This window comes from Streptomyces sp. NPDC057271 (genome assembly GCF_042668715.1).
Lineage (GTDB): Bacteria > Actinomycetota > Actinomycetes > Streptomycetales > Streptomycetaceae > Streptomyces.
Window position 1 is genome coordinate 1 of sequence record NZ_JBHUYJ010000206.1, and the last position, 5,041, is coordinate 5,041.

General features: G+C 74.0%; 5 protein-coding genes and 1 tRNA gene. 3 read left to right on the forward strand and 3 right to left on the reverse strand.

All coding sequences use genetic code 11. The features are described from left to right. Window positions 1–52: 52 nt before the first annotated feature. Window positions 53–124 (reverse strand) — tRNA-Val (locus ACFUJR_RS38750). Window positions 125–378: 254 nt separating this feature from the next. Here ACFUJR_RS38750 and ACFUJR_RS38755 point away from each other — a divergent pair. From ACFUJR_RS38755 to ACFUJR_RS38765, 3 genes are all read left to right on the forward strand, one after another. Continuing rightward, window positions 379–1,056, forward strand: a complete 678-nt coding sequence (locus ACFUJR_RS38755) for a DUF4097 family beta strand repeat-containing protein (protein ID WP_383171990.1) — start codon at window positions 379–381, stop codon at window positions 1,054–1,056. Between the two features lie 77 nt (window positions 1,057–1,133). Continuing rightward, window positions 1,134–2,540, forward strand: a complete 1,407-nt coding sequence (locus ACFUJR_RS38760; RefSeq protein ID WP_383171988.1) for a hypothetical protein — start codon at window positions 1,134–1,136, stop codon at window positions 2,538–2,540. Window positions 2,541–2,549: 9 nt separating this feature from the next. Next, window positions 2,550–2,759, forward strand: coding sequence for a zinc ribbon domain-containing protein (locus tag ACFUJR_RS38765; RefSeq protein ID WP_383171987.1), 210 nt, complete (start codon window positions 2,550–2,552; stop codon window positions 2,757–2,759). Window positions 2,760–2,795: 36 nt separating this feature from the next. Here the strand turns inward: ACFUJR_RS38765 and ACFUJR_RS38770 are convergent, their stop codons facing one another. Both ACFUJR_RS38770 and ACFUJR_RS38775 read right to left on the reverse strand, forming a co-directional pair. Continuing rightward, entirely contained in the window at window positions 2,796–3,443 is a 648-nt protein-coding gene (locus ACFUJR_RS38770; protein WP_383171985.1) for a response regulator, read from the reverse strand. Then, window positions 3,434–4,849 carry a sensor histidine kinase gene (locus ACFUJR_RS38775; protein WP_383171984.1) on the reverse strand — a complete coding sequence of 472 codons (1,416 nt, stop codon included), beginning with the start codon at window positions 4,847–4,849 and terminating at the stop codon, window positions 3,434–3,436. The genes ACFUJR_RS38770 and ACFUJR_RS38775 overlap by 10 nt, the downstream gene beginning before the upstream one ends. Window positions 4,850–5,041 lie beyond the last annotated feature (192 nt).

Genomic DNA, 5,041 nt, shown 5'->3' on the forward strand with positions numbered 1-5,041 from the left:
GCCGAACACGACTGAAGGGCCGCCACAGGCTCTCACCTGCCACTTCTTACAGTGGGCGCGGACGGTTTCGAACCGCCGACATCTGCTTTGTAAGAGCAGCGCTCTACCCCTGAGCTACGCACCCGTGGAGTGAGGCAACAGCGTACATGGACCATGGGTGGGTCCCGCAAACCGGTGGTTGCGGGGGATAGCCCCACCATCCGTGGGTGGGTCGCCGGATCGTGCGGGTGGGGCGGCGGTCCGTAGCGTGAGGGGTCAGTCAGCGTGTCACCTGGGGGTTTGGTCGTCATGGTCGGTCGTCTTCGCGTTCGTGCTCTTCTCGTCTCCGGTGGAGTCCTCCTCGGAGCCCTCGGGGTCGCCGGGTGTGGGAGTGCCGAGGTGGAGGGGGCTCCCGTCGAGAAGAGGACCTTCGCCTTCTCCGGGGACTCGCTCGTCGTCGATGCCGAGAACTCCGAGATCGAGATCGTGCCCGCCGACATCGAGGACGTGCGCGTCAGTCGGCAGGTCGACGGGTGGGTGTTCATGGGGAGCGGGCCCGAGGCCGTCTGGGGGCTTCGGGACGGGCGGCTCACCCTGCGCGTCGAGTGCGAGGCCGTCGCCAGCGACTGTGACTCCCTCCACCGGGTCCAGGTGCCCCGCGGTGTCGCCGTCACCGTGGAGGACGACAACGGGCAGGTGACCGCCGACGGGTTCGACACCGATCTCAGGATCCGGTCCGACAACGGCGCCGTCATCGTCCGGGGCTCCTCCGGGGCCCTCGATCTGACCAGCGACAACGGGGAGGTCGTCGTCGAGGGCGACACCCGGTCCGAGTGGGTCGTCGCCCGGTCCGACAACGGGGCCGTGCGCATCGCGCTGAGCGCCGTCCCCCGGCATGTGGAGGCCGTCAGCGACAACGGGGAGGTCGACATCGCCCTGCCCGACGCCACCTACGACGTCGACGGGCGCAGCGACAACGGCGAGGTCCGGATCGACGTGCCCACGCGGAAGGGCAGCGCCCACGTCGTGACCGCCCGCAGCGACAACGGGGAAGTCGTCGTCCGCACCGCGAACTGACGGGCCCGTGTGTTCGTCCTTACCTGGTGGGAGAATGAACCGGACCGGGCAGGGCGGACACAGCACGGGAGAGGGACGTGGCGGCGACTCACGCGAGGGGCGGTTCGACGAGCGCCGTGACGGGGGCGGAGAACGGGGCGGGTACGGCGTCGGGGGACGCGGGTGGGCGCTTGCGGCTTGCTCTCGTGCTTCCGCTGCTCGCCGTCGCCCTCCTTCCCTCCGCCTTCGCCGGCGGCGGCAACCGGCGCTGGTTCGGCGGGCGCGGGGAGAGCCAGCGGGCCGAGGCGCAGGCCGCCAAGGACGACGCCGCCGCCGCGTTCTACGAGCTCGACACGGCCCAGCGCGATCTGCGGATCTCCATCGAGACGATCACCGCCGTGGACGACTCCCCCGGCGCCCGCCGCGCCGTCGACGGCTTCGCGGCCCTCGGCCGGCGGATCGACGAGGTCAGCCACGCCTACATCACCGCCGTCGACGCGCACGATCTGGACCGGGACGAGCTGGACGCGGCCACCGCCAACCGGGCCCGCACCGAGCTGACCCGGGCCAAGGACGAACTCGTACGGGTCAAGGGAGAGCTGGACCGGTTCACGCAGGGGCTCGGGCCGCTCCTCGACACGGCCGAGACCCAGCTCGCCCGGCTCGCTCCCGCCGTCGAGCGGGCGCGACAGTCGCTCCGGAGCGCGAGCACCGCTCTCGACACCGCCCGCGCCGCCGGGCTCCGCGCCGACGACCTCGCCGCCCGGCTCGCCGCACTCGGGCCCGACCTCACCCGGCTCAACGAAGGGGCCGGCCGCCACGGCGTCGCCGACACCCTCGAGCGCGCCGACAAGGTCATGCGGGACGCCGAGGCCGTCCGCACCGAGGCCGAGCGCCTCCCCGAGCGGGCCGCCGAGACGAACAAGCGCCTCGTCTCCCTCCGTACCCGCGCCGAGGCGCTCACCACCCGGGCCGGCACCGTCGAGCCGGTCCTCTCCGAACTCCGCCGCCGCTTCTCCGCCGCGTGCTGGCAGGATCTCCAGTACGTCCCCTCCCAGGCCGCCGACGGCGTCCGCAAGGCCGAGGAGAAGCTCGCAGAGGCGGCCAAGGCCCGCGACGAACAGCGCTGGCCCGACGCGACGAGCCTCCTCGCCACCGCACGCGCCCTGCTCAACGCCACCGACGAGGCCGTCTCCGCCGCCGGCGACCGGCTCCGCCGCCTCGACGCCGTCGCCAAGGATCCCCAGCACGAGATCGACCGTGCCCGTTTCACCGTCCGCGACGCCCAGCGCCTCGCCATGGCCGGGCGCAACACCCCCGACCCCCGGCACGCCCGCCCCCTCGACGACGCCGTGGGGCGCCTCGACCGGGCCGTCGGCACGCTGGAGGGCCGGCACCCCGACTACTGGCACTTCCTGACCGAACTCGAAGCCGTCCGCGCCACCGCCGCACGCGTCGTCGAGCAGATCCGGGAGGAGCGGGGCGCCGGGCACCACTCCGGCTAGCCTGTCCGTATGCCTCGATACGAGTACCGCTGCCGCACCTGTGGCGACACCTTCGAACTCAGCCGCCCCATGGCCGAGTCCTCCGCCCCCGCGGCCTGCCCCGCCGGGCACGACGACACCGTCAAGCTGCTCTCGGCCGTCGCCGTGGGCGGGTCTGCCGCACCCGCCCCGTCCCAGGGCGGTGGCGGCGGGTGCTGCGGTGGGGGCTGCTGCGGCTGACCCGCCGCGGCCGACCGGCCGCGCCCGCGCCGCCGCTCAGCTGCCCAGGTAGCGGAGCACCGCGAGGACCCTTCTGCTGTAGCCCTCGCCGCGCCCCGTCAGTTCCAGTTTGTCGAAGAGCGCGTTGATGTGTTTCTCCACCGCGCTCTGCGACACGTGCAGCTGCCCGGCGATCGCCGCGTTCGTGTGCCCTTGCGCCATCGCCGCGAGCACCTCGCGCTCCCGGGGCGTCAGCCGCGCCAGCGGATCGGTGTGGGTGGTACGGACGAGCAGCCGGCGGACGACCTCCGGGTCGAACGCCGTCCGCCCGTCCCCCACCCGTTCCAGCGCGTCCAGGAACTCGTCGACCTGCGCCACCCGGTCCTTGAGCAGATAGCCCACCGCCCCCGAGTCGCCGGTCAGCAGCTCGGTGGCGTACCGCCGCTCCACGTACTGCGAGAGGACCAGCACCCCGACGTCCGGCCACTCGCGGCGGATCTCCAGGGCCGCCCGCAGCCCCTCGTCCGTGTGCGTCGGCGGCATCCGTACGTCGGCCACGACCACGTCCGGCGGGTCCGCCCGTACCGCCGTGAGCAGTTCGACCGCGTTGCCGACCGCCGCCGTCACCTCGTGGCCCTCCTCGGCCAGGAGCCGTACGAGTCCTTCCCGTAGCAGTGTCGAGTCCTCCGCCAGGATCACGCGCACGGCAGGACCGCCCCTACGACCGTCGGCCCGCCCGCCGGGCTCTCCACCGCGAACCGTCCGTCCAGCGCCGCCACCCGGCTCGCGAGCCCGCTCAGACCGCTGCCGGACGCGTCCGCGCCACCTGCCCCGTCGTCCGTCACCCGCACACTCAACTTCGCACCTTCCAGGGTTACCTGTACGTCGATCCGGCTCGCGCCCGCGTGCTTGACCACATTGGTGACCGCTTCCGAGACGAGGAAGTACGCCACCGTCTCCACGGACCTCGGCAGCGGCCGCTCCACGGTGTACGCGAGCGCCACGGGCAGCGTGCCCCGTTCCGCGACCGTCTCCAGAGCCGCGCGCAGACCCCCCTCGTCGAGCACGGCCGGGTAGACCCGCCAGGCCACCTCGCGCAGTTCGGCCAGCGCGCGCCGGCTCTCCTCGTGGGCCTGGAGCAGGAGGGCGTCGGCGCCCTCCGGGTCCCGGACCCGGATCCGGCGCGCCCGGCCGATCAGCATGCCGAGGGCGACGAGCCGCTGCTGGACGCCGTCGTGGAGGTCGCGCTCGATCCGGCGCCGCTCGTCGTGGACGACGTCCATGACCTCGGCGCGGCTGGTGGCCAGTTCGGCGATCCTGGCCTCCAGGGCGTCGGCGTGGCTGGGTCCGAAGCGCCGGGCGAGTCCGTCCTCCAGGGCGACGACGCCGAGGGCTCCCTGCGCGGCGAGGAAGAGCAGGAAGAACCCGCCGACGCTGCTGGCGCCGACGAGCCAGGGGTGCTTGATGTCGGTGATCAGCCAGCCGTAGAAGGCGAAGGTGCCGAGCCCGAGTCCGTACGCGCCGCAGCCGAGGACGACCGCGCCGAGTACGCCGAGCGGCCAGCGGGCGGCGAGATAGCGCGCGGCGGCCGCGTCGTGGACCCCGGGGAGGCGGACGCCGAGGAGGCGGTCGAGGCGGGCCCGCTCCAGGCGGGTGAGGGCGTGCGCGGGCGCGGTCAGGGGGCGCAGCACGGCGGCGCGGCCGCGGGGCGAGGCGAGTACGGGCAGCAGCGCGAGGACGCCGACGACGGTGCCGAGGAGCTCCAGGAGGGCGGTCCCGGCCCCGAGTGCGAGGCCGAGGGACAGGCGGATCCAGCGGCCGAGGTACTGGATGAACGGGAGCCCCGGCCCCGCGTCGGGCGCCCGGACGAGCAGCCGTCCCGATCCCCGGGTCCCCGCCGTCCTATCCGCTGCCCACTGGGACCGCCGTCCGGCCGTGAGGCCCGCGGGAGCCGGGAGAGGAGGCCGGAACGGCTCCGAGCCGGCCTCGGGGCCCGACCCGGGGCCCGACCCGGCGTCCGACCCGGCGTCCGTCGGCGACCGGCCTGCCGACCGCCCCGTCGCCGGGCCCTTCCCCAGGCCCTTCCCCAGGCCCTGCGAAGTGCCCGGCAAAGTTCGCGGCGACGTGCGCGGCGGCTCCGCGCCGCCCTGCCGGCCGCAGTCCTGCCGACTGTCGCCGTTCCGGGCCGAGTTCGTCATGATCCGTCACGCTAGTGCCGCATCAGGCAACGTTCGCCCCGTCGTGACGTGCCGCCCGGTCGCTGTTCCGGGCGGCACTGGACGGCCAGAATGATCACGTGGCTG

Bases quoted from the DNA above. Each gene is read 5' to 3' on its own strand.
- ACFUJR_RS38765 (WP_383171987.1), top strand. From the start codon at position 2,550: ATGCCTCGATACGAGTACCGCTGCCGCACCTGTGGCGACACCTTCGAA.